20 protein-coding genes are annotated in these 23,387 nt (G+C 52.9%); 3 read left to right on the top strand and 17 right to left on the bottom strand.

Features of this window, described 5'->3' with window-relative positions; translation table 11 throughout:
• Nucleotides 1-17: 17 nt before the first annotated feature.
• From ACR0JR_RS18985 to ACR0JR_RS18975, 3 genes are all read right to left on the bottom strand, one after another.
• Nucleotides 18-821 (bottom strand): amino acid ABC transporter ATP-binding protein, encoded by an 804-nt coding sequence (locus ACR0JR_RS18985; protein WP_480457473.1) that lies wholly within the window; start codon nt 819-821, stop codon nt 18-20.
• A gap of 2 nt (nt 822-823) precedes the next feature.
• The gene (locus ACR0JR_RS18980; RefSeq protein WP_170425029.1) at nt 824-1,744 is read right to left on the bottom strand and encodes an amino acid ABC transporter permease; all 921 of its coding nucleotides are present in this window, start codon (nt 1,742-1,744) and stop codon (nt 824-826) included.
• Nucleotides 1,745-1,861: 117 nt separating this feature from the next.
• Nucleotides 1,862-2,710, bottom strand: a complete 849-nt coding sequence (locus ACR0JR_RS18975) for an ABC transporter substrate-binding protein (protein WP_480457472.1) — start codon at nt 2,708-2,710, stop codon at nt 1,862-1,864.
• An 884-nt stretch (nt 2,711-3,594) separates the two neighbouring features.
• On the opposite strand from ACR0JR_RS18975, the gene ACR0JR_RS18970 reads away from it, so the two are divergent.
• Nucleotides 3,595-4,143 carry a hypothetical protein gene (locus ACR0JR_RS18970; protein WP_170425035.1) on the top strand — a complete coding sequence of 183 codons (549 nt, stop codon included), beginning with the start codon at nt 3,595-3,597 and terminating at the stop codon, nt 4,141-4,143.
• 147 nt (nt 4,144-4,290) lie between these two features.
• Here the strand turns inward: ACR0JR_RS18970 and ACR0JR_RS18965 are convergent, their stop codons facing one another.
• The 8 genes from ACR0JR_RS18965 to gntH all read right to left on the bottom strand — a co-directional run bounded on the left by ACR0JR_RS18965 (nt 4,291) and on the right by gntH (nt 10,996).
• Entirely contained in the window at nt 4,291-5,043 is a 753-nt protein-coding gene (locus ACR0JR_RS18965; RefSeq protein WP_480457560.1) for a porin family protein, read from the bottom strand.
• Nucleotides 5,044-5,059: 16 nt separating this feature from the next.
• Nucleotides 5,060-6,169, bottom strand: coding sequence for an HlyD family secretion protein (locus ACR0JR_RS18960; protein WP_170425038.1), 1,110 nt, complete (start codon nt 6,167-6,169; stop codon nt 5,060-5,062).
• Between the two features lie 41 nt (nt 6,170-6,210).
• Nucleotides 6,211-6,912 carry a hypothetical protein gene (locus ACR0JR_RS18955; RefSeq protein WP_480457471.1) on the bottom strand — a complete coding sequence of 234 codons (702 nt, stop codon included), beginning with the start codon at nt 6,910-6,912 and terminating at the stop codon, nt 6,211-6,213.
• On the bottom strand, nt 6,909-7,802 hold the full coding sequence (locus ACR0JR_RS18950) for a bile acid:sodium symporter family protein (RefSeq protein WP_480457469.1): 894 nt from the start codon (nt 7,800-7,802) through the stop codon (nt 6,909-6,911). The genes ACR0JR_RS18955 and ACR0JR_RS18950 overlap by 4 nt, the downstream gene beginning before the upstream one ends.
• Nucleotides 7,802-8,227, bottom strand: coding sequence for a YidH family protein (locus ACR0JR_RS18945; protein ID WP_170425047.1), 426 nt, complete (start codon nt 8,225-8,227; stop codon nt 7,802-7,804). The genes ACR0JR_RS18950 and ACR0JR_RS18945 overlap by 1 nt, the downstream gene beginning before the upstream one ends.
• A 20-nt stretch (nt 8,228-8,247) precedes the next feature.
• Complete coding sequence (locus ACR0JR_RS18940) at nt 8,248-8,595, bottom strand: DUF1622 domain-containing protein (protein ID WP_170425050.1); 348 nt, start codon at nt 8,593-8,595, stop codon at nt 8,248-8,250.
• Between the two features lie 5 nt (nt 8,596-8,600).
• Entirely contained in the window at nt 8,601-9,623 is a 1,023-nt protein-coding gene (locus ACR0JR_RS18935; RefSeq protein WP_480457467.1) for a CobW family GTP-binding protein, read from the bottom strand.
• 77 nt (nt 9,624-9,700) lie between these two features.
• A complete protein-coding gene (gene gntH / locus ACR0JR_RS18930) occupies nt 9,701-10,996 on the bottom strand; it encodes a guanitoxin biosynthesis MBL fold metallo-hydrolase GntH (protein WP_170425056.1) in 1,296 nt (431 codons plus the stop codon).
• A 496-nt stretch (nt 10,997-11,492) separates the two neighbouring features.
• Here gntH and ACR0JR_RS18925 point away from each other — a divergent pair, with 496 nt between their 5' ends.
• Together ACR0JR_RS18925 and ACR0JR_RS18920 are read left to right on the top strand one after the other, a co-directional pair.
• Complete coding sequence (locus ACR0JR_RS18925; protein ID WP_480457465.1) at nt 11,493-12,800, top strand: tetratricopeptide repeat protein; 1,308 nt, start codon at nt 11,493-11,495, stop codon at nt 12,798-12,800.
• Between the two features lie 109 nt (nt 12,801-12,909).
• Nucleotides 12,910-14,586: a phospholipase D family protein gene (locus ACR0JR_RS18920; RefSeq protein WP_480457463.1), complete on the top strand. Its 1,677-nt coding sequence runs from the start codon at nt 12,910-12,912 to the stop codon at nt 14,584-14,586.
• A 223-nt stretch (nt 14,587-14,809) separates the two neighbouring features.
• On the opposite strand, the gene ACR0JR_RS18915 is transcribed toward ACR0JR_RS18920, so the two are convergent.
• The 6 genes from ACR0JR_RS18915 to ACR0JR_RS18890 form a co-directional block, all read right to left on the bottom strand.
• Nucleotides 14,810-16,018, bottom strand: a complete 1,209-nt coding sequence (locus tag ACR0JR_RS18915; RefSeq protein WP_480457461.1) for an aminopeptidase P family protein — start codon at nt 16,016-16,018, stop codon at nt 14,810-14,812.
• Nucleotides 16,019-16,490: 472 nt separating this feature from the next.
• The gene (locus ACR0JR_RS18910; RefSeq protein ID WP_170753556.1) at nt 16,491-17,927 is read right to left on the bottom strand and encodes an ammonium transporter family protein; all 1,437 of its coding nucleotides are present in this window, start codon (nt 17,925-17,927) and stop codon (nt 16,491-16,493) included.
• Between the two features lie 184 nt (nt 17,928-18,111).
• The gene (locus ACR0JR_RS18905; RefSeq protein WP_480457460.1) at nt 18,112-20,478 is read right to left on the bottom strand and encodes a xanthine dehydrogenase family protein molybdopterin-binding subunit; all 2,367 of its coding nucleotides are present in this window, start codon (nt 20,476-20,478) and stop codon (nt 18,112-18,114) included.
• Nucleotides 20,479-20,542: 64 nt separating this feature from the next.
• Nucleotides 20,543-21,019 (bottom strand): (2Fe-2S)-binding protein, encoded by a 477-nt coding sequence (locus ACR0JR_RS18900; protein ID WP_480457459.1) that lies wholly within the window; start codon nt 21,017-21,019, stop codon nt 20,543-20,545.
• Nucleotides 21,016-21,897, bottom strand: a complete 882-nt coding sequence (locus tag ACR0JR_RS18895; protein WP_480457457.1) for an FAD binding domain-containing protein — start codon at nt 21,895-21,897, stop codon at nt 21,016-21,018. Before ACR0JR_RS18895 ends, ACR0JR_RS18900 begins: the two co-directional genes overlap by 4 nt.
• Before the next feature lie 510 nt (nt 21,898-22,407).
• The gene (locus tag ACR0JR_RS18890; RefSeq protein WP_368040194.1) at nt 22,408-23,316 is read right to left on the bottom strand and encodes a LysR substrate-binding domain-containing protein; all 909 of its coding nucleotides are present in this window, start codon (nt 23,314-23,316) and stop codon (nt 22,408-22,410) included.
• Nucleotides 23,317-23,387 lie beyond the last annotated feature (71 nt).

The raw sequence follows: 23,387 nt of genomic DNA, 5'->3' as shown, positions 1-23,387 counted from the left end.
GTGTGCTGTCTAGTCTTTCATAGAACACGCGCCAGAAACTCTTTGGTTCGCGGCGACTTCGGGTTGGCAATGACTTCCTTTGGGTCGCCTTCTTCTTCAACGATACCGCCATCCATGAAGATCAGCTTGTCAGCCACTTCGCGTGCAAAGCCGATTTCGTGGGTCACAACCACCATCGTGATGCCCTCTTTGACGAGGCCTTTCATCACGTCGAGCACTTCGCCGACCAGTTCGGGATCAAGCGCCGAGGTCGGCTCGTCGAACAACAGGACCTTAGGGCGCATGGCCAACGCCCGGGCAATGGCCACACGCTGTTGCTGGCCACCTGACAACTGTCGCGGGTAGTTGTCCCGCTTGGCCGCCAAGCCCACACGCTCCAACAGCTCTTCGGCATAGGCGATGGCGTCTTTCGAAGATTCTCCGCGCACCCGGATGGGGGCTTCGATCAGGTTTTCCAACACGGTCATGTGGGGGAACAGGTTGAAGTGCTGGAAGACCATTCCGATCTCGGCGCGACGCTGGCAGATGGCCGAGTCAGGCAGCTCGTGCAACTTGTTGCCGTCCAGCCGGTAGCCGACAAAATCACCATCAACCAGCAACAGCCCCGCATTGATCTCTTCGAGGTGATTGATGCAACGCAGGAAGGTGCTCTTGCCCGATCCCGATGGACCAATAATGCAGGTGCAGGTTCCGGCAGGCACCGTCACATTCACGCCCTTCAGTACTTCCAAGTGGCCGTAGGATTTGTGCACTCCTGCGGCGTGGACCATGGCTTCAGACGGAACACCAAACTTCTCACGGTGATTAAGTGGCGCAGCCATGCTTATTTCCTCCGGTTGAATTTAAAGAGAGATTTTAGGAATCCTTCAGCGTCGCCATGGTCTTCCTTGCCATAGTAGCGCTCGAGATAGCCCTGCCCGACCGACATGATCGAAACAACGACGAGGTACCAAAAGGTCACCACAATCAAGAGCGGGATGGTTTCAAACGTCCGGGCATAGATTGCCTGGGCCGAATATAGAAGGTCACCCACGGCAATGATCGAAACCAATGACGTGGTTTTCAAGAGGTTGATGGTTTCGTTGCCGGTTGGTGGGATGATCATGCGCATCGCTTGCGGAATGATGATCCGGCGTGTCAGAAGGCTCGGTTTCATACCGAGGCAGGCAGCGGCCTCGGTCTGGCCCTTGTTCACGGACATCAAGCCACCACGGATGATTTCCGCCATGTAGCCAGACTCATGTAGCGACAGAGCGATCGTGGCCGCCACAAAGGGTGTCATGACATCATTGGTTGGAACCGAGACGAGCATGACAACGCCGGGAATCCCAATGCCGATATTTTTCACCAGGATAGCAAGGTTGTACCATAGGATCAGCTGAACCAACGCCGGTGTTCCTCGGAAAAACCAGACAAACACGCGGGCGGGAATGGCTAGTAGCTTGCTCGTCGACATCATCATGAGCGCAGCAACCATGCCCATCGCCGTAGCTAGAGCCATCACCACAATCGTGAGCCAAATGGTGGTCCAAAGTCCTTTCATGATCAAAGGATGGAACAGGTATTTGCCTACGATGTGCCATTGAAGTGCTTGATTTGTCACTGCTCCATTGACGAGGAATAAGACGCCAATGACTACAAGGGTCGCAGCTATGACGCGACCGGGGTGACGCAAAGGGATAACCTTGAGTTTTTCAGGGTCAAGGTACACGCTAACGGATTGGTTTTCGGCTGATGAACTCATGGCAGAATCCCCCTCATGGGATAGGCGTCCCCTTAGCGCGGGACAAAAGTGGAGAGGTCAAAAGGAACAGGTGATTGCTGGCCCCACCACGGGAGACTATGGCAGGGCCGGGGCCGTTTAGTTCGGCAATTGGGACGCTTCGGTGTATACCGTCGACTCCGATAGTCCGGACGCGTTCAGCTTATACCCTGACAGAATCCGCTCGTAGCTCCCGTCGCTGATCATCGCGTTAAAGACTGCCTGCATCATCTCAGCCGTAGCGGTATCGCCTTTTCGAACGGCTACGCCCAACGGCAACGGAAACATTGGATCACCAACAACAACCTGCGCGCCTTCGCTGGTGACTTGATAATACCCAGCCGAGGTCGAGTCTTCGAGCCGCGCCTCTGAGCGACCTGCCATGATCGCCTGGATTGCGTCTTTTTGCTCGGGGTAGATCTGCTTTTCGACAGCAGGCTTGCCAGCCGCCTCGCAGGCTTCGGTCAGCTTGTCGGCTACAAAGTCACCCGAAGACCCGGTCAGAACAGCGATCTTGCGACCGCAGGCACCGTGTTCACCTTCAAACGACGCCGCTGCGTCTGGTGTTGTCACAATAACCACACCGGTCTGCAAGAATGACACGAAGTCAACTTGCTCGAGGCGTTCTGCCGTCACTGTGAACGTCGACCAGGCGATTTGGAACCGGTCGGCTGCCAGGCCGGGAATCTGCGAGGCAAATGGCACCACGTCGATGTCCAACTCCGCTCCCAAGAGATTGGCGGCCGCAGTAGCCAGTTCAATATCAACACCAGCGGGCTTGCCATTCTCGTCCGTGTATTCGAACGGCGCATAAGAAAGCGAGTTTGCAATAGCAAGTTTGCCACTGCCTTTGACAGCATCGGTGACGGGGATGTCGCCAGCTGAGGCAACGGTTGCGACTACGGCTAGTGCAGCAACTGCAACAGGCTTGTTCAGAGATTTGAGCATGGGTTCCTCCCGAGATAGTACTCAGAGGTAGGCTAGAAATGCACAGTTAATTAATCCAATTCATAGTTAGCATACGCTAAATGCATCACCTGCATAAATGCGCACTCACGAGCTTTGCTAAAACGTCGAAAAAGCCTTTACCTCTTTGACTCAAATAAATCCTTGTAGATTTCGTTAACTGCTTTGCAATTCTCAAGTATCTTGTTCATGTCCGTGTTCTTTTGTTGGGGGCTGCCTAGTGTTCTGCCGAATGACAGCCTGCGGTACGCCGTCAAGAGCGCGATGTCGTCGTTGGCGCCACAAAAGATCCGACTATGTCATGTCGGAATAACTGGAACCAGAGGTATCCCGACTATCAATGGTGTGCGCTGGCCATCCCACCAAAGGCGGCTCATCACACAATGAGAACAATCTTTCGATCGTGACGTTGTGTTTCGGCACGTGTAGTTGGGTTTCACTAGCCGAACGGCCGATTGGATGGAGCACGACCGATCTTTCCAAACATGCGGCGAAGGCCTGAAATTCACCCATCTGCGGATTGCTTTACTCCAAGGAGGTGTTCTTTTGAGACCGTCGCGAATTCATCCTTTGTCCCACACACGGTATTGTCTACTAGTGTTGGCTGGTAGTCCACACCGGGATAAAGCAAACACATGACTTCTCAATAAGTTACCAATGACGACAGGCTTCTACTCCTACAGAATTCGTATGGTTTCCGCACAAATCACTGTTGCGGATCCGACCGGAATTGCGGCAAAAGACACTACCTTGGCGAGCGCAGTTCTGGTTGATTGGTCGACCAACAATTTGTAGCGCCTGAACTTCTTGGATGTTCTAACCGTTCTCGGCGAGCGTGACTTGTCGCTGGGATTTTGGAGGGCACAATGAAAGCCTATCTCGTTGCGCATATTCTATTGCTGCCATTTCTCACCTTCACTGTCCTCGCACCGTTTGGTTTTCCACTCGCTGGTGCGGTCTTAGGTGCAGTTATCGGTATTGTTGGCTGTGCCGTGCGGTATGGCGCTCAATTTCCTCCGGCATTTATGGCCGCCCAGGTTCTGGGAGTTCTGACCGTGACGCTGGTTCTTCTGCTCGGGCCAGGGATTCGGGAGACCGACTCGCTCGCCATTGTATTCTCGTTTCTCGCAGTTGGGGCATTCGTGAGTATCCGCCAAGGCAGGCCGTGGACAGCAGAACTATCTGCGGCCGACGTCGGTGAATTTGCTCAGCATCCGGCCTTCATCAAGTCCAACATGATGTTCTCAGTTATGTGGATGCTAATCTTTGCTTGGTTCGCTTTTGCAAACTGGCAAGAGCTCTCGGCCATATATCGGTGGGTTCCGATGATCCTTGGTGGTGTCATTACGGTTATTGGGCCGAAACTTCTGATGAGAATTGGCGTCAAACGCGGCGTTGTTCCTCCGCAAAAATAGAATGATGCAGCGATGCCGGACTCATTGAAGGACGGAGAGACGAAAATCTAACGGTTTCAAAACCTTCGTTTCTCCAATGGCCTTCGTTTACGAGACAACCCCTTGGATATTGATGCTCCGTTTCTCGATGAACCGGTCACCTCTTCGTCAAAACCGATAAGTTGCCCCAATGAGCGGCCCGGACTGACTGAACGTGTAGTCGCTTCCATCAATCTCGTGATCGAATGAGATGTATCGGTAGCCTCCCCTGATAAGCCATCTGTCGCTAATAGCGTAGTCTGCGGTCATCAGAACCTGCCAGGTTTCGCTTCCGCTTCTAAAGCCTCCATAATCAAAAAAACCGGTACCAGACCATTTATCCGAAAAGGCAATACGTGCTCTTGCGGCGACAACCGGATCGGTCCAGCTTTCATCGGCAATACTCGATCTCCCGGGCATCATTCCCGGCGTAAATTGCAGGTCTGTTTTAGTTCTGTACCATCTAAACCCGCCGGCCAAGTCCAATTTGACGGATGGGTCCTCATAAACCCTGTATCCCAGATAACCACTGAAAAATTGGGTTTTGACCGAAGTATCCAGATCGGCATTTGCAGGACCTGACAATGTGTTGCTGAAGCTTAAATCGACGTAGTTGTAGTCCGCTAGAATGCTCCAACGACCATTGGTTGCGGCAAACGCCCCCATGAATGCTAGATTCAGATTCTCAAGCGCATCTGAAAAACTCAGCGTACCCTCAATAGTACCTATGGGTGTTGCTTGAGAGGTTTTGGTCTCTGGCGTGAACAAATAGATCGAAGCCTCGTAGGACCAGTCATTTTGCTGCGCTGAGACCGCATTCGCCGCAAGCATATACACTGCGACCAGTGGTGCGAGGTCTTTCAGTAGTCTATTGAAAATCATATCTTCCACCTGCCGATCAAATGTAGTTGAGCTTCTTGCTTATCCAAAAAAGGATTTCCGCCAGCGCTGAGATCGCACCGGCCTCTTCCGTGATTATCAGGGCTGTTCCAGACGTACCAAGCTGTGCGCTATCTGCAGGAAGGCCTTCTGGGATATCCATAGTGACGATGTAGCTGGACGCACCAGTTAGTTCGCGCAGGCTTGGCAACCCGCCTCTCGCATCCACCGCGCCTTCTCGCGTTCCCGGCGGAATTGCGCGGATTGTTGTCTCAAACTCGCGGCCCGGCATTGTTCCCAAAGCAATCCGGATCGTATCGCCTACTGACACGTTGGGATAACTACTTTGCGGCAACTGCGCGATGAGCAACCGGTCTGCAGGAAGCGAAAAGTTCATGGCACCTTGAAGAGTCGTTACGCGATTTCCGGGACGCAGCGAGAGGGCAGTGACGATACCGTTATCAGGCGCGCGCACAACTGTCTGTTGCAAAGCCCACTCAGCCTGTGCCAGTGCCTCCTGAACTTCGACAACTCCAACATCAACGCCGTCCACTTGGGCCGCAATTCGTCGTTCAAGACTACGCTTGCGTGCCTGTGCAGCGCGCAGTCCGGCTTCGAGTTGTTCAATCGTGGAAACTGCTTCCTGAAGTTGGAATTCAGCGGCAGCACCGCGTCCGGTAAGTTGGACTATGTCGTTGCGGCGCTGCACACCGAAAGCAAGTTGCGCTTCGAGAGATTCAATCTCTGCAAGCGCCGCCTGATGATCTGTTTTCAACTGATCTGCGGCTGACTGTGCGGATGCAAGTGATGCTTGAAGCCGGGCTACTTCAGCCGCATAGGTGGTATCATCGATACGAAACAACACATCACCCTTTGCGACCGGTTGGTTTGCTTCAACGGCCACTTCGGTGACGGGACCAGACACGTTGGGTGCAATATTGATGACAGCACCTTGCACAGACACTGACCCGGAAGGTGTCGTGTGGTTCAAAGCTCCGATTACAACCAGCGCTATGACCAATGCTCCACCATATACGACTGTCTTGAAGAACCCGTTCCAAGGCAGGACTTTGAGCTTCGCAAAAACCAGCCAGACAATGCCGAAATAAAGACCAAGAATAATGAGCATCGTTAATAGCCCTCACTGTGTTTCTTTTACATCCGCTGCCGTCAAAACTCGCGCGTATAGCTGATGCCAAGTAGGTTACGTTGTCCGAACGTGTTGTCGATGTAGCTACCAAACACACTGATGCTGTCGTCTGGCGACGCATTGAAGGTAACACCTGCACCGATGCTGAACCCTGAGTAGTCGTTTGAGCCGGCGGATAGGACACCCGCGGTCTTTATCGTCCAGCGTTCAGAAATAGGTTTGAGACCCAACAATCCGACATATCCACCTTTGCTGGCGATTTCGGTGGGAAAGGCATCGGCGAACTCGAAATCGCTATTGCTGATCCGACCATCGGTGTAGTTTGCACCGAGAGCCGGGAACAAAAGCCACCCTTTCGGTCGGATGCCAAATGCAGCAAGAGGTACGAACGTTCCGATGGCGTATTGCGTTTGCATGACACCGCCTTCGAGTTCCTGCTCTGAGGCCGAGATATTCACGATGCCAAAATCGAAGAGGTAAGATCCGCCTATGCGCCACTGATCGTCCTCCGAGATTGATACGTTGATCTTAGTGACAGGTCCGAATGCTACTGACCCGAATAGGGTGCCAAAATCGCTGTACCGGACGCCGATTTTTGTAACAATTTTTGTCGGATCATCCGAGAGTTTTTCATCTGGAACGGTCTGCGCCCAAGACGTGGAAGCCGCCACAGCGAAGAATGCCCCTGAAAAAGCACGGGATATCATTCGCCATCTGGTCATGCTCCGGTATCCTCACCATCTTTCGTGGCTTGGTTTTGCCGTTTCCGCGCTACCGCGCAGATAATGGTGAATACCAGGTTGATTGGAACCATCAGCGCCATGAATGCCAAGACACTTGCCGAATAGGCCGGGTTGAAGCAGCACGCATCCACAAGAAGGTATACGAGGCCGACATTGCGTAGGTTTGTACAGATGGCCAGTACCTGCCTATATTCCCGATTGCTGCCGCCTAAAAACCAACCGACCGCCATGAGCGAGAGAATGAAGATCAACATGGCGATCAGGCTCATCGGCCCAAGACCTACAGCCGCTTCTTGCCTGGTCCCGAGACTCGCTACGACAGATGCAATAAAAGAAACTGTCGATATGAGCATCGCCGGTTTGTAAATGTGCTCGGCCACTGTTGGGAAGAAACGACGGATCAACATACCCAACAACAGTGGAATCCCAATGACAGCCACGATACGGATTAGCAATTGATCCCAGGCGACGCGTTCAAGCGCATCGGTTGGAAGGACAATCTGTGCTGCCGCAGGGGCGAGTATTAAGCCAATGATTGACAGCAAGAACAGCAACGCTCCAGCAGCACCGACTTGTCCCGGTGCTTTGGTTGAAAACTGGACTGCGTTGATACCGCCAGGAGCTACCGCCAACAAAAACAACACGACGTTCACTGGTCGTGGGAGGGGAAAGAAACCGATGATGAGAATCGCGATGATAGGCGGAACGAACACATTCGCGGCAAGTACTCGCGCAAGTTTTTTTCGTTCGAGAATGGAGGAGCCCATTTCGCGGAAAGTTGCACTCATCCCGATGCAGAGCATCGCGAGGCAGAGAAAAATATGGATAAATAGCGTGACGGATTCTTCGAAGGGAAGGGGGGAGTCCATCACAGTGGTTCCACATTCCAAAGGATGCTAATTGTAGCGTAAATCGCGACCGCGAAAACCAACCCGGCTGAGATCAAGGCAGGTGAAATCGGAAAAGGCTTTCCGGAGATATCAGACAGTCGCTTAAGAAAAGTTATCTGTTGTATGATAGCAACTGACAGCATCAGCACCGCCAGTACCAGCATGAACAAACCAACAAAACGTGCGCGTTCCACCGGTGCGTCTTCTAACCCAGGCACGTCAGTTAGAATTCGGAAAAGTGCTGGTATGGAGAAGCCGAACCCAATGAGTGACGTGGCCGTTCTCATATATCCCATCGTCGTCCTGTCCGATGCAAGCCGGGAACGCTCGAATGCAAGATCCGTGCGCTCTCCAGCCAACTGATTGGTAGAACGCTGCGGTTCATCCTCATCGTCAAAATCCATGGTATGCCTCAGTGATAATTCTAGGTCTCATTTGGTTTGTCTGCGACCCGCTCTTCACGAATTTCCCGAACAAGAAAATAATCGAGAAAAGTTCGGACAAAGGCGATCGCCGTCAGCTTCGCGAGTTCTTCAATTGTCGGGTCTGTCGCAGTTGCGATAATGTCCGCGCCTAACTGCAATTCGAGCGCAACAATCAGGTACTTTCCGAGGATGCGCCGCGCGATTGGCTCTGCATCGGAGTTTCTGTGCAATATGAGCGCTCTAACGAAGGCAACACCTCCTGCTGCAACAACAATGACGCTCGCCGCTTCGAAAAGGATCTGGATATAGCTTGCCGCTTGAACGATCAGTATTTCCAACGCATGCATGGTAACTATCCTGTTGCGACAGGTTCATCTTGACTTTCAGTTCGACCGACAGACGACACTGCGCAAGCATTGAACAACTCACCCAAGTGATGTGGATCGAGCGTTGATTTATGGGCGATGGCAACGATGCGGTTGGCCCGATTCTCAGCACCCCAAGCACGGTCCTTTGTCAGCTCAACGCGCCGTCCAACAACTTGCAGCACATATCGGTAATCCCGATCGTCATCCAAGTGCACAAAGCCTTTGCAGCGATAGATATTAGAAGGCAGTTCTCTCTTGATCATTCGTTCCAGTGCTTTGCGCTGTAACGGAGCATTGTGCGTATAGCTCCATGTACTGAAGAATGAACCGTGATTGTGCCTATGATCATGGTCATGGCTGTGTTCTTGATCAGCCATCGCGCGAGAAACATCGAACCGCCCAACGGACAGCAGGATTTCGAGGGGAACGCCACACTTGACCGCAGGCACAATGCGGACCCTCGAGAAGAAGCCGTCTATCCACCTCTTTACCTTTGCAGTTTCCTCGACACCCGCCAGATCAACTTTGTTTAGGATTACAAGATCCGCAAATCCGATCTGCTGCAGCTTGAGCTTGGCAAGGTCCGGGTCGTCATAAGTGAAGACTTGATCGGCGTCGACGACACACGTCACACTGTCAAGCCGTATCAGGTCGCGATAGGCTGAATCAACGAAGGTCATATAAATGCTTGCTGGGTCTGCCACCCCGCTGGCTTCAAGCAGTATGTATTCGATGGGATCATCACGTTCGATCAATGCGGCGACAGACTCAACGAGATCATCTCGGATTTGACAGCAGACGCAGCCGTTCGCGAGGCTGATCATCCCATCTTCGACGTCAACAACCAATTCTGCATCGACATTGATCGAACCGAAATCATTCACGAGAATGCCGACTTTCAACCCATGATCACCCTCCAAAATCCGGTTCAGCAGAGTGGTTTTTCCCGCACCCAGAAACCCTGTTAGGATCGTCAGCGGGACAGGTTCTTTTGGGGCATTATTCATGGCTGCATCCTTGGCAAGAACTGTGATCGCGCCGCGTGGCTCAGAAACGCGGCGCGTATTTTTAGTCAACAATCAGATCAATCCGTATGATCGCGTGCAGCAATCAGGGCGTGGAGGTCGAAGCGGAACGTTTCTTCGTCGTAGTGCTGCGTCAGTGGACGGAGTACGTCCTCAGGCATGTAGAGGGCCGGATCTAGTTCCCGTTCCCGGAGGAAGGCATCCTGTTGTTCCTCACGCGGCAAACGCGGTTTCGGGATCTGAATGTAATCCGGCATCTCGCCATCCGGGAACGGTATCGTTCTGGGATCTGGTGGCTGCATCGCCGGCATTTCCGGACGCAGGGCCATGCGTTCCCAGATACGATCCTTGGTGACGTTGATTACCTTGGTGTCTGGTCCACCAAAGAGGAATAGACCATCCCAATGCGCGCGAATTTCCGCGATGGCTTCGCCCGCCGATTCCTCAGTGTAGTGGCAGATCACACCGGCCCGAGGTTGAATTTCATTCATCAGATATCCCGCCGCATAGTAAGGCGTGTGGTAGGTATCCAGAGTGAATTCCAGAACTTCTTTGGGCGTGCCGTATTTGTAATTGAGCAGTTGCGGTAGATCGGCTTGTCCTTCGGTCACGAAAATGTCGCAGCCTTTCGCAAACTCGATCGTGCTTTCATCAGGGCGCCCGTCGCCTGTCCAGACAAAGGACAATCCGGCTTCTTCCCAATCCACGCGATATGCTGACGCACCGCTTTTCACGTGGCTTCGCGCCCAATGCGTGACTTTCAATCCGGGTTCTTCCAGAACCACACCGCCTTCGTCTTTGTAGTCGAACTCGACAACTTCGGTGTCGTAGCCTGCGCCAATCGGGCAGTGGTCAAAGTTTTCAAGATGCCATGTCATCATCTCATGCATCTTGTCGACCATATATTGAGTGCCCGTCTCTGGCCGGTCACCCGATGGGCCGAAAATGCGCAAACCGTTACGCCAGCCACCCGACCATGCGCGGAACGGCATAAAGTAGGGCAGGTCTGCATAGTGGTCGACGTGCAAGTGGCTGATGAAGATGTCGCGCACCATCGGCGGCAAAATGCCAAGCTGAATAATATTCCTTACGCAGCCATTGCCGAAATCAAAGAACAGGCGGCGCGGGAATGGAGTACCATTCCCCAACTCCAAGATAATGCATGTGCCGGACTGTACCATCGTCGGAGGCCAAGGCGTGCTACCCGGAAAACAAATCCGCATCTCGCCTTTTGGCAAAAGCTCGTTGGGCGGGAAAAAGTTGTTGCTTGTACAGCCGGGTGTTGGCCGGAAATATTCCGGCAGCGTAATGCCACCGCCGGGGCGTTGCCCGTAAGGGTTGCGTGGTTGGCTCATTCTAGATTCCTCCGGATTTGGTTTTGGTGCTCAGTGTTTTGACTTCTTCTTGGTTCCTGAAGATCAGGCCCCGCAGTTCGGTGACATCGTCGAGGTCAATCGACATTGGTGAGCCTCTGAGTGTGCCTTCGTATTTCAGACAGCAGCTCGTCTCGAACAGTCTCCCATTCTCTTCGAACAGGAGACTTTTCTGGTGAGAGGGCTAAATACTTAAGGGCTTCATCAAGGTCTTCCACCGCTTCACGTACGTTTTCGTTCCTTAGCGCTCGGGACAGAGCTGCCTCGGAATACTCGGGTATGAGGGTGTGGAGTTCCCTGCAGTTCATGGCAGAATGTGACCCTTTTGTATTCACTTTAGCCAATATGTTAGAAGGTGGATGAAGCGAAAGGAAAGTGAGTTACAGTGAGCTAGGGGTAAGTTCAGCTTAAATTCAGAGGAGCAGGATGGTTATTAATATATTGAAAAAACTTCTTAAATCAGGTTCTTTCTAAGAAAATGGTAACGGCTGAAGAAATTAGACAAGCACTTGAGCGCGTCCTGACATCTGCAGAGTTTGCTGGTTCACCCAGACTACAGTCCTTCCTGAGATACATTGTCGAGCAGGAACTTGACGGTCATGGGAGTTCTATAAAGGGCAAAGTTATTGCGACCGATGTCTACGATAAGGAACTTGACGAGAACGGAGGGGCACTAAACCTCGTGCGGGTTGAAGCCCGTCGCCTACGGCGTGGTTTGGAGGATTATTACAGTGGCGCGGGCAGATCGGACCCTTTGCGCATAAATATGCAAACCGGAGGGTATCGACCACAGTTTGAACGATTCATCGCGACGAAGCCAAGTGTCGGACAAAGCCAGTCGGAATCTTCGCATTCTGACGATTTATGGCGTCATAAACTCCTGCTGCCCCTGATCGGAACAACGCTTTTGTTGATATTTGTTCTGTGGTATTTTGGTCTACGCGGTTCCCAATCGAAAACGGAGTTCGCAACCGTTAAAAGCTCCGCAGAACTGGCCGCACTTCGGGAGAGGTCAATTACCAGTGTTCAGGCTGTAAACTTAGCCGAGCAAACACGGGGATTGTTTTTTCCTTTGTTCGACCTCCGACGGCAAGCCATTAACCTGGAAACGTTTCGGTATGTGATTGAACTCGATCCGAACCTTGCTGCAGGCTATGCGGGTTCGGCCCAGGTACTCACACTTAAGTCACTGCTTACAAGCAATGCCGACGCATCTACCGCTTTAATTGGTGAAGCTTTGGAAATGGCAGAGCACGCTACCACGCTAGACCCTTTGGATGGTTGGTCCCAAGCCGCTCATGGTTGGACCCTTGCCGTGACGGGAGACATTGAAGGAGCGCTTAGCCGTGCCAGAATTGCCTTGGACCTTAGCCCTCAAGACGGCCACACTTTGGATCTAATAGGCATCACGGCCCTAGTGGTAGATGATCCAGTGTTTATGGCCGAAGTGTCTCACCCACAACGGTCTCGACTGGGCGTCGGCCGTTTCGCATACAACAATATCTACGGCGCTTCACAACTAATGCTGGAAAACTATGACGAAGTCATTGAGGCCTTCTCCAAAGCAGCAGAGCGAGGCCATCCCGTAAGTCCTCCAAGCCTCTTTTTGCTCGCGACCGCCTTTCACGAAACAGGTAATCCTGCAGGGGCGGAGAAGGCAATCGTCGAAATGTTGGACACTTGGCCGGACTTTCCTGCCCATGAAGTTATAGCTCGGTTTTTCGTGAATGACTCTGCAACTCGTTCGCGCGTTCTTTCGGTGCTTGATCTGTATTCACCAAGTTGAGTCAGCAGACGTTCAGCTAGTCGAAGGAGTCCGCGCGACCAACTCGCCACCTTCCAGTCCGTTAGAGCTTCCTGACTCAGGCTGTTCGCCTCGGCCAACATACACATGATTGAAGATAATCGTACACGCTTCGGTTCGAATTCGAAGATCCGTAGCGACCCAATCTAATCGCATGAATAAAAGGAGGTTGATAAGCCAAGCATATCTGCAAAGCTCTTATTATCTGCCAGACACGAGGCCTCAAGTGCGACTGATCAGGATTTGTTTAATTGTAGCAGCGATGATCGTAATGGCCGTCGTCGGACTAAGGCTGGCGTTTCCACTCCCGCGAGAAAACTTCGCCGAACAGACTGTGATGCAAGGTTCCGATTGGACTGGACCACTTGGGACGACCATCAAGAGCGCCTTGGAGAGCAATCCCGGATTCGACGGGGTGCGCCCGTTAGGAAGCGGTCGCGCGGCATTTGCAGCCCGCGCCATCCTCGCGAGGGAAGCGACATCTTCAATCGATGCTCAGTATTACATCTGGCAGGATGACGTGACCGGCCTGATGCTACTTGACGAGCTTAGGGCAGCCGCCGAGCGTGGTGTGCGGGTTAGGTTGCTGGTCGACGATAACGGCATCTCAGGATTGGATGGTTTGCTTGCCGAACTGGATGCTTTGCCCACTGCAAATGTTCGCATTTTTAATCCGTTCACACTGAGAAGTCCCAAACTATTGTCGTACGCCTTTGACTTCAGCCGCCTGAACCGGCGGATGCACAACAAGTCAATGACAGTGGATGGGGTGGCCACAATTGTCGGTGGCCGCAATATCGGCGACATATATTTCGACTACGGGGCAGGAACTCACTATCTTGACGTAGACGCGATAGCCATCGGTCCTATTGTGGAAGAGGTTTCGCAGTCCTTCGATACATATTGGAATAGCGCTTCTTCGTATGATGCCGTTCTCTTCTTAGACCTTCCCGCAGAAAAAAGCCTACAGGCTAAAGCTGATGCGGCGCGCCAGACTGCCATCGGCGCAGGTTATCAGAAAGCAATCGAGGAAAGCGAACTACCCGACCGGATTGAGGGACATGATTTGAAGTTCGACTGGAGTGAGGTCACTCTTTTTGTCGACGACCCTGCCAAAGGCTTGGGTAGCGTCGCAAGTAAAGACTTGATCGTCGAACAACTGATCGAATTCGCCGAAGCCTCTCAAACATCACTGGATCTTGTCTCTGCTTATTTCATTCCCGGTGAACGAGGTGCCGAGGTCTTGAATGGGTTAGCGAAGTCCGGAGTAAAAGTTCGTGTCCTGACCAACTCCATGGACGCAACCGACGTGATGCCAGTTCACGCGGCTTACATGCGGTACAGGGATGACTTGACGAACAGCGGTGTAGAACTTTTAGAGCTGCGCGCTTTGCGGCAGGAACATCGAGACCGGAGCCTACCAGAGATACTGACCGGATCGGCATCGGGCCTGCACGCAAAGGTATTTGGGTCAGATGGTAAGCGGATTTTTATTGGCTCATACAACCTCGATCCCAGGTCTGCGAGTCTTAACACCGAAATGGGACTGTTGATCGAAAGTCCGACGATTGCTGGGTCGCTCGCTGATCAATTGAACAAACCTGAGCTATTCTACCGTCTTGAGCATGACACCAAGGGGGAGATGATCTGGGTTCAAGAAGAAAAGGATGGGACCGTCACTGTTCATACGACAGATCCAGAAACCAATGGTTTTCAGCGCGCCCTAACGGCCGTGGTCCGGTGGCTACCGGTAGAATGGATGCTTTGATGAATCCAGTGCAGTGTATTGACCAGTAGTACGACTTCAGTTTCTTTTTCAGAAGGCACAAATTTTCTATACTAAAATAGCAAGTTAGCGCAGCAGGTATGCTACACCAACTTGCCCAAGGTTAAAGTTATGCACAATGACATCTGCTTCAGTTTTTGCTCGATCCAATTGGATCGAGCATGACCGGATCGAATGCCACCGAACAGGCTTTTAATGGCTAGGCTTATCCTACGACGTTGAACTCAGGACCGTAAGGATAACCGGTAATATTCTCATTGCCGTCTTCGGTGATAACCAGGATGTCGTGCTCGCGGTAGCCACCCGCACCCGGCTCTCCATCAGCAATGGTCAGCATCGGCTCCATCGAGATCACCATGCCCGGTTCCAGCACCGTGTCGATGTCTTCGCGCAATTCCAATCCAGCTTCGCGACCATAGTAGTGCGACAGCACACCAAAAGAATGGCCATAGCCAAACGTGCGGTATTGTAGTAGGTCGCGTTCAGCAAAGAAGTCATTGATCTTGTGTGTAACTTCGGCACAGGACGCGCCGGGCTTCAGCAGGGAAATCCCCAGCTCATGCGCGCCCACATTAGCCTCCCAGATCTTCAGGCTTGCCTCGTCCACTTCGCCTACGAACATGGTCCGTTCAAGTGCCGTGTAGTAACCCGAGATCATCGGAAAAGTGTTCAGCGACAGGATATCACCGCGTTGCAGACGGCGACCCGTCACAGGGTTGTGTGCCCCATCGGTGTTGATGCCCGACTGGAACCAGACCCACGTGTCGCGGTATTCGGCATCAGGGAAGCGCTTGGCGATTTCCAGTTCCATCGCGTCTCGCCCTGCCATCGCCACGTCAATCTCGCGCACGCCTTCTTTTACGGCATCGCGGATCGCATATCCTCCGACGTCAGCTACGGCAGCACCGGCGCGGATCATTTCAATCTCGGCGGGCGATTTGTGCATGCGCTGGCGCATCGTTGCTTCGTAGAGATCAACAGTCTTGGACGGTGAAAGGAAGCTATTCAACTTGCTCTGCTGCAACAGGGTCAGATGGTCGCCCTCAAAACCGATGACTTTTCCCGAACCGGTGACGGAAAGGATCGCGCGCCAATAGTTGTCGCGCTGCCAGTCGGTGTAGGTGATGTTGTCCCCGTAGCATCGGCGCCACGGCTGGCCTGCGTCGATGCCCGCCGAAATAGTGACGCATTCCGTGTGTGTTACGACCAGTGCATAGGGTCGACCAAACGCGCAATAGGTAAAGCCCGAGTAGTATGAAATGTTGTGCATGGACGTGAACACGGCGGCATCCGTGCCCGTGTCGGACAGGATTTTGCGAAGACCGCCTACGCGGGCAGCGTATTCGCTTTGGGCGAATTGCAAGTCGGCTTTTTCGCCATTGTGGAAACGATAGAATTCAGGACGTGCAGTCATAGCGACCTCCGTTTAAGAAGGTCCCGGCGTTCAGGACTGTTAGAAACACGCGCCTCCCGGTGGCGACGCCATCGCCATTTGCGTAAGTTCTATTTTGCCAGAATTATGGTTCGAATCCAATCTTTTTCGTCCCTCGACACGAACTTTTCCAGAGAGACCGCCAACCATTACAACATTGTTTCAATTGGCTAATTCAAGCTCAGAACGCAGCGAGAATTAGTGGGGTCGACAACCATTGTTATTGACCTCAGCGTGCCGAAAAAGTTGGATGAGCGTCGGCGACCAACTTCGATTTTTGCGACAGGTCTGCTCATTTTGCCGAGGTTCGACCGGAGTATTGGCTTTCAAACGTTGCGCCATTCCTGGATGAAGACAGATATCTGTCCATCTTCCGAGACTTTAGAAACGATGCCCTTCGCCGCAATCAAAAAACTCCGGCCGAGGCCGGAGTTTTTTCTTCGCCAACAAATACTCAAGAAGTCGTTTCGTTTAGTTGCCCAACGCTTTTTTGCTGAGGCTGCGATTCAGATGGGCTGAGATTTGGCACGACATCACTTGTCACTCCCCATTTGATCAGATCTACTCCATCAGCTTGATCATCTTCGGATACACGAAGACCTGTCGTCGCTTTCAGGATTGGCGTCAGTACCAAGGCCGTTACAATTCCCAGCCCGAGTGAAACAACAATACCCAAAGCCTGCATTCCCAGCGAGACTTGGGCATGCTGGAAAGCATAGTCGCCTTCCAAGCCAACAAACCCACCGTGAGGAGTGCCGGAATGCAGGACGCCAATCATCAGAAGACCATATGAACCACACCCGGCCATCAACGGGATAAGTTTGTGCTCATCGATCTTCATCTTCAAAGTCGCTTCGTAAATGAAGTAGGCGACGAAGGGTGCTCCTGCACAAACAAGGAACATTTGCCAAGGGACATAGATATCAAAACCGCTCGCGCCGGCGATATGTCCTGCAAACGGGCCAAGCAGCAAATAAGCGTACTTCCTGGTTTTGTAAGCAATCAGTGCACCCGAGAGCGAACCACCTGCCCAGGCCGCGCCAAAGTTGTTCAGTGCGATGCCGACGGACGTATCCGCCATCGTAATGCTCACTCCGAGAGCACCAGGATCGAAGAAGAACATGCATGCGATAATGACCAAGGGCATGCCTGCAAAGACCATTACGACACAAGTTGTAGCAAGTCCTAGATTTGGTACAACATATGAAGGAACTTTGGGATGCTCAGAGAACATACCCGGACGATGACCCAGAGCCTTGGCAAACACAATCGCCATCCCGCCGGGGAACAAATAGACGAAACCGGCTCCGAAGTAGTCGTGATATCCGGCGTTTGTCAGCCAACCAACCGAACCCCAAGTCCACTGGCTCAGAATCGCGGATACGATTGTCGAAACCACACAGGTCACATAGAACGCTGATGCCTTCATTCGCTCGCCAACCGCTAGGTGCAGCAGAAGGTTTATGAGACCTGTAAAGGCTGCAAGGAAGAAGGCGAAGATCTGAAAGGTATTCAGTCCTGGGAATATCGCCGGATCAATGTGTTGAGCAAGCGAGTTCATCATATCGCCGCCAATCCACCAGGCCTTGATGGCATCCCAGAATGCCACGTTCGCGGGATAGTCCGGTCCTTGAAACATGATGTAGTACTGGGAGACCCAGATGGCGAAGCCGATCACATAGTAGACGGCAAAGCTTATGAAGAAGCCGACCAGCTTTTCTATGGTCGCGTTGAAGTTGTTGCCGCGACGGATGCCTCCTGCATCACCCAGGATGAGTCCGGCGATAATCAAAAGCCCGCCAGCACAGCCCGATGCGTAGACAACGTTTTGTAGCAACTGTCCAGTACTGACCTGGTCAGCGAAGATTTGTGGCGCATTCTCTAGTGCCATTTTTGGTCTCCTTCCCCCAAGTTGTTCTTCTCTTGTTTCAATTTCGGAATGTCGCTCGTAGACGCAAACTTCCCGTGTCTTGTGCCGGGTACATCCGGCACAAGTTTCTCATTTCAGTTGCTTGCCAACTGAGACCACTTAGACCGCGGTCTGAATAGGTCGTCAGACCGCCGCCGATACGCGGTTAGGCCGCTTCCTCTTTATCCTTTAGTGCACGGATCACAGCTTCCGGTGTCATGGGCACGTCGACCCAAACACCTATTGCGTTATACACGGCCTGACAGATTGCCGGAGCGGCTGCGGCCGCAGGGCTTTCCCCCGCGCCGCGAGCGCCAAATGGTCCGACCGGATCTTCGCTTTCGACAAAAAACACTTCTGCGTCCGGTGGAAAGTCCCCAGTACGCAGCAGTTTGTAATCGAGCAATCCGTCGTTCAACACCCTGCCGTCGGTGGGATCGAACTCAATGCCCTCATAGAGAGCAAAGCCCGCGCCGCAAATCGCGCCACCAATTACTTGGTTTTTCAGAACCTTTGGGTTCATGACTGTACCGCTGTCCTGACCTGCAAGGTAATCGGTTATCTGGATGATGCCGGTTTCGACATCCACTTCGACCTCGCAGAATTGCGCGGCCCACTGACGGGCAAAGGCTATTGTGGGTGGCATTGCCTTGTCGGGACGACCAGTAATGACCGTAGTCTGGGCAAGGCTGTCCGAACATAGGACGTTCATCATCTCTTCCAGCGCAACCCTTCGGTTGTCTTCGGGACGGTTCTTAAGGCAAATGAAAGCGTCATCGATGGTCAGCTCTTCAGGATCGATATTGTCAAAGAACTCACGCGATGCGATCTTCAGAACCTGCCGCTTGGCGTCTTTGGCCGCTTCACGGGTGGCCCAGCCGACGCGGAACATAGTTGTCGAAGCGGACGAACCAGAGGCGAAGGGCACGGCTGAGGTATCGCCGGTTTCGATATTGACCATTTCAATTGGCACACCGAATTCTTCCGCGGCGACTTGCGACAGGGTCGTTTCACTGCCTTGCCCCTGACGGCCGCAGGCGGAGAAAACGTTGATCGAACCATCAAGGTTCACCCGAACAACCGAGCTGACGTTGCCGCCGAACTCCACACCGCAACAATGTGCACCGGTACCGACGCCGACTCCGCGACGTTTGCTGCCTTCTACGGACGAGGGAACACCCCAGCCCTTGAACCGCTCTTTCCAGCGGAACTTTTCAGCGCCCTGGACAAGCAGCGCCTCGGTGTCGCCAGCCGACAAATGGAACATCTCGGGCCACTCGCCTTGCTGTTCGTCAGTCAGCCCGTCTACATACTCGGTCAGCGTGCCTTTCATATGCTGACGTGGCTCCTGCATCCGCAAGGATTGCCCGGCCTTAATTTGATTCTTGATGCGGAATTCGACCGGGTCGACATCAACGGAAATCGCCGCCTTGTCTGCTAGGCGCTCAACGGCAAGGCCCATCGTAATGTCGCCCACTGCACGCATGCAGCCCGACGTTACCAGGTTGGTGCTGGCACCGCGAACACCGTAGTAGCCGTTCTTGGCTCCGCCCCAAAGGTCGCAGCAAAAGAAGTAAACGTCTGTTTTGAATCCGTAGGCACCGTTATCCATCAAGTGATTGAAGTTGGCGGCAGTCAGTGAGCCGTCCTTCTTTACCCCCATACGACCCTTGGTGATCTCGATATGGCGGCGTTTGACTGTTGCCATGCATTCTTCGCTGGTGAGTTCGATCTTTACCGGGCGTCGAATCTTCTGGGCAAGAAGCGCGGTTACCATCATGAAGTTGTTGGACCACCAAAGCCCGAAAGACGCGCCGGACGGTAAGGCTACGACCCGCACGTTTGCCATCGGAATACCAAACGCCTGATGAATACCTTGTTGCAGTTCGGACGGTGTTTGAGATGACGTCCACATTGTTACCTTGTCACCGTCCCAGTCGCAGATACAGGCGTTGCGCCCGATCCCCGCGTAGTTTTGGGCCTTGAACCGCATTTCGATTTCAACGACTTCATCTGCTTCGGCCAGGCCTTCATCAATATCACCCCAAACTACGCGATACTCATCGCGCACGTTGCCTTCTTCACGAACTTGTGGGGCTTCGTCCTTTAGCGCTTCTTCAACGTCTAAAAGTGCCGGCAATAAGTCATACTCGACCTCAATCAGCTCCAATGCCTGCTCGGCAATCTCTTCTGACGTCGCCGCGATAGCACCAATCTCGTCTCCGACGAATCGAGCCGTGCCGTCGAGAATCTTTCCGCGATAATTGTCCCAAACACCGTCCCAGTTCAGGTCCGGCGCATCTACGTGCGAAACGACCCCTAGGACACCAGGAAGTTCGAGCGCCTTGGAGGCGTCGATTTTCTTAACTTTGGCGTGCGGAACAGTCGAACGAATGATCTTCCCGTGCACCATGCGTGGCATCTCAAAATCAACGCCGAACTCCAGTTCGCCAGTTACCTTGTCCTTGGCGTCTAGTACAGGAATGCCCTTGCCGGCGATTTTGAACTTCTTGGGGGTGTGTTGTTCGCCCATCATGTCCTCCGAATGTCGATACCCGTGCTTCCGGGTCGGCGCGAAGCTGCGCCATTATTAATATCTACGTGGATTTCTGTGCCTGAATCTTCTTAGCGGCGTTCATCACTGCATTGACGATGTAGGGGTGTGCCCCACAGCGGCAGATGTTTCCGCTCATTGCTGTGGCGGCCTCTTCCTTGGTTGGGTTCGGGTTTTCTTCAAGGAAGTGTTTGGCAGCCAGAATGAATCCAGGTGTGCAGAAACCACATTGAAACCCCTGTTCTTCGATGAACGCTTCCTGAACAGGATCGAGAGCGTCTCGGGTCCCAATCCCTTCAATCGTGACAATCTCACGCCCCAAAGCCTGACTTCCCAACATCAGGCAGGATGTGACAGGTTGACCGTCAACCAGCACGGTACAAGAGCCGCATTCGCCTTCACCGCATGACACTTTAACACCAAATAGGCCTAAATCGTCGCGCAACACATCAGACAGTGCTTTGTGCGGATTGATTTCCACAGCATAGGACTGACCATTCACTTTCAACGTCTCAGTCATGACAAGCCTTTCAGGTTTTCGACACATTTCTGGACACCACGCGCTGTCAGAACGGCAGTCATGTCCGTGCGGTATTCTTTGCTTGCGCGGATGTCGCTAATGGCGCGGGCTGCACTTGCGGATTCGGCACCGGCCTTCTGCGCCAGCCCGTTGGCTGCTTGCTCAAGTGTGGCACCGCTCAGCACGCCTTCCGCACCACTGACACGCACCACGTTGGGGGCTACCGCACCCAGAGCAACGCCAGCACTTTCAATATTATCGCCATCGTCCAGTCGGAGACACACCGCTGAGCTAACCAAAGCAATATCGACTACGGTCCGTGCGACACGATTATAAGAGGCTGCAATACGTCCGCTGGCCTTGGGAATGAAGATTTCCTTGAGTAACTCACCATCGCCCAGATCGGTCTGGTTTACACCTTTGTGGAATTGCTCCAGTGGCAGGCTGCGCTCACCACTTGGACCTTGAATCACAGCCTTTGCACCAAGTGCTGTCAGTGGCGGCGAGAGGTCGGCCGATGGAGAAGCGTGGCACATGTTGCCACCTACGGTCGCTATGGTGCGCGACTGTTTGGTGCACATCATGCGAGAGGTTTCCCCCAATGCAGCAGTGGCCGCATTTATGCCGCTGGCGCGGTCGAGATCATCCAATGTGGCCATGGCACCTATACGCAGGGCCCCATCTTCCTCGTCGATGTAACGCAGATCAGCGATGTGCGACAGGTCGATGCAAAAATCCAGATCAAGCTTTTTGCGCTTAAACAGCAGCATCATATCCGTGCCTCCGGCCCAGAACCGCGCGCGGTCCCCGTATTCGGCCTTCATAGCAACGGCTTCCTCAATGCTGTCCGGGCGAAGATATTCGAAAGAGCGTGTCAACGCGGTTCTCCTACCAGTTATTGCGAACAACGGCACATTGCCGCCATTCTCAGATGCAAGTTCCTGCGCGCGGCGCCTAGACGGGGAGGGACACGTCACGCCGCGCGCTTAGTGCTTGTTAAGGTTGCGGCGCTCACCGCGTTACAAGCATTCGAGCAAGGCCCCAGACTCGGCCTTAGTTTCTCCCAAGTAAAGCTGCTGGAAGTATGCCGGCTCATTCTGGTGTACGGCTGTAAGTGCAGCATCCCAAAGCAAATTGGCGAAACGCAATTTCATAGCACCCCTCCCTGTCAGCTATTCTTGCAATACAGTAAGCTTTAAACGGTGCATTTTCATAATTTATTAAGAAAATGTTCTCATAAGGAATGCTAATGCATACTCCGGAGCGCTGATCCTAAAGAGGATTCTACGATTCTGAAGTGAGGTCACGGCCAAGAGGAAATCCAAGATAGAATTCAGCCATCTGCACAAGGTCGCCAGCCTTACGCACCGTGATCTGGTCTATTTGAGTTAGGAAGGTGGCGACGGGTGAGCGGCAGCCTTGAAGTGCTGATCTGTGTTGCGATCCAGGCAATCTATCAACCGGTTTGAGAGTTCGAGCCCGGCCGCACTCATATTCGGAAGTTTGTAAAACAGACCTATGCGAATCGGTTTCAGAGGAGGAAAACCCTCATCCTCACTAAGTATTCGCATCTCATCGTCCAACGTCGCATTGGTCATGGCACTAACGCCCAACCCAGCTCCGACAGCGTATTGCAATCCAGATACATCCGGGCTGGTGTACACGAAGCGCCAATCGCGGTTAACAGAGCCAAGGGCGTCGGTCATGCGATTGCGATATTCGCATCCAGTAGGGTGGCCTACAATAGGAACTACAACGTCGGGGCTCAGTAGGAAGTCATTCTTGGCCACCCAGATCGGCTGATCCTCCCAGACCCGCACCAAGTATTGCTGGGTCTTTTCGCCTATCAAAGCGATAATCAGATCAAGCTCGCCTTTATGTAAGTCCTCAAACAGTGCCAAAGACAGTCCACAATTAACTTCCAGATCAACGTCCGGGTGCTCATCCACATACGCGGCAACCGTGGCTTGCAACTTCGACACTGCAAAGTCGGTTGGAAGCCCGATCCTCAGCACCCCTTGTCGCTCTGGACTTTTGAACCGCGCCACCGCTTCGTCATTAAGATGCAGGATTTGGCGAGCGAATGCGGCCAAAGCACTGCCTGCCTCAGTCAACTCCAGTGACCTTCCTTTCTGTTCCAGAAGCTTGGTTTCCAGTAAATCCTGCAGCCTGTTCATTTGCAGGCTAATTGCGGGCTGAGTACGGCCAAGAGCATCACCGGCCCGCGTATAACCGCCCAAGTCGATGACCGTCACGAAGGTCCTTAGCAAATCCGTTGGAAGGTTAATCGTCGACACTAATCATTTCCGATCTTTATTTAATCATTATAACTATAAATTGTATTAATCCCTTTGCAAGCTCTAACGTC

The organism is Ruegeria sp. AA3 (assembly GCF_056542905.1).
Note: the sequence above shows the minus strand (reverse complement) of the source record. Positions and strands in the feature narration are given on the sequence as shown.

What these genes read in the sequence shown, in the direction of transcription:
- ACR0JR_RS18910 (WP_170753556.1), bottom strand. Translation starts at nt 17,927, where the DNA reads ATGGCACTAGAGAATGCGCCACAAATCTTCGCTGACCAGGTCAGTACT.
- ACR0JR_RS18940 (WP_170425050.1), bottom strand. Translation starts at nt 8,595, where the DNA reads ATGCATGCGTTGGAAATACTGATCGTTCAAGCGGCAAGCTATATCCAG.
- ACR0JR_RS18935 (WP_480457467.1), bottom strand. Translation starts at nt 9,623, where the DNA reads ATGAATAATGCCCCAAAAGAACCTGTCCCGCTGACGATCCTAACAGGG.
- ACR0JR_RS18960 (WP_170425038.1), bottom strand. Translation starts at nt 6,169, where the DNA reads ATGCTCATTATTCTTGGTCTTTATTTCGGCATTGTCTGGCTGGTTTTT.
- ACR0JR_RS18905 (WP_480457460.1), bottom strand. Translation starts at nt 20,478, where the DNA reads ATGGGCGAACAACACACCCCCAAGAAGTTCAAAATCGCCGGCAAGGGC.
- ACR0JR_RS18965 (WP_480457560.1), bottom strand. Translation starts at nt 5,043, where the DNA reads ATGATTTTCAATAGACTACTGAAAGACCTCGCACCACTGGTCGCAGTG.
- ACR0JR_RS18955 (WP_480457471.1), bottom strand. Translation starts at nt 6,912, where the DNA reads ATGACCAGATGGCGAATGATATCCCGTGCTTTTTCAGGGGCATTCTTC.
- ACR0JR_RS18900 (WP_480457459.1), bottom strand. Translation starts at nt 21,019, where the DNA reads ATGACTGAGACGTTGAAAGTGAATGGTCAGTCCTATGCTGTGGAAATC.
- ACR0JR_RS18970 (WP_170425035.1), top strand. Translation starts at nt 3,595, where the DNA reads ATGAAAGCCTATCTCGTTGCGCATATTCTATTGCTGCCATTTCTCACC.
- ACR0JR_RS18950 (WP_480457469.1), bottom strand. Translation starts at nt 7,802, where the DNA reads ATGGACTCCCCCCTTCCCTTCGAAGAATCCGTCACGCTATTTATCCAT.
- ACR0JR_RS18945 (WP_170425047.1), bottom strand. Translation starts at nt 8,227, where the DNA reads ATGGATTTTGACGATGAGGATGAACCGCAGCGTTCTACCAATCAGTTG.
- ACR0JR_RS18985 (WP_480457473.1), bottom strand. Translation starts at nt 821, where the DNA reads ATGGCTGCGCCACTTAATCACCGTGAGAAGTTTGGTGTTCCGTCTGAA.
- ACR0JR_RS18980 (WP_170425029.1), bottom strand. Translation starts at nt 1,744, where the DNA reads ATGAGTTCATCAGCCGAAAACCAATCCGTTAGCGTGTACCTTGACCCT.
- gntH (WP_170425056.1), bottom strand. Translation starts at nt 10,996, where the DNA reads ATGAGCCAACCACGCAACCCTTACGGGCAACGCCCCGGCGGTGGCATT.
- ACR0JR_RS18925 (WP_480457465.1), top strand. Translation starts at nt 11,493, where the DNA reads ATGGTAACGGCTGAAGAAATTAGACAAGCACTTGAGCGCGTCCTGACA.
- ACR0JR_RS18915 (WP_480457461.1), bottom strand. Translation starts at nt 16,018, where the DNA reads ATGACTGCACGTCCTGAATTCTATCGTTTCCACAATGGCGAAAAAGCC.
- ACR0JR_RS18975 (WP_480457472.1), bottom strand. Translation starts at nt 2,710, where the DNA reads ATGCTCAAATCTCTGAACAAGCCTGTTGCAGTTGCTGCACTAGCCGTA.